This window comes from Anoxybacillus sp. ST4, from assembly GCF_019448545.1.
Taxonomy (GTDB): domain Bacteria; phylum Bacillota; class Bacilli; order Bacillales; family Anoxybacillaceae; genus Anoxybacillus; species Anoxybacillus pushchinoensis.
On sequence record NZ_JAHZOE010000123.1, the window covers coordinates 1 to 228 of the forward strand.

Consider the following 228-nt stretch of genomic DNA (forward strand, 5'->3'; position numbering starts at 1 on the left):
CATGCGAGTTTACCATTGATGCGCAAACTCGTTTCATCGACATGCAAGATGTTAGAGTCAAGTAAGGCGTCTTCGATCATGTCCATATTGGATTCCAGCGCTTCGCGTCCTCGTTTCACCATATTGGCAAGGGTTCCTGTACTAACCGAGTGTTGATATAACGCTTCGATTGTATCACTTAAACGCTTGTAAGGGATCAATTGGATATGATGCAAATAAACAACGAGC

General features: G+C 43.4%; 1 protein-coding gene. It reads right to left on the minus strand.

What is annotated here, in order from left to right:
- Positions 1–228: IS66 family transposase (locus K1I44_RS15285; RefSeq protein ID WP_219986648.1), on the minus strand; the 228-nt coding region annotated here is incomplete at both ends.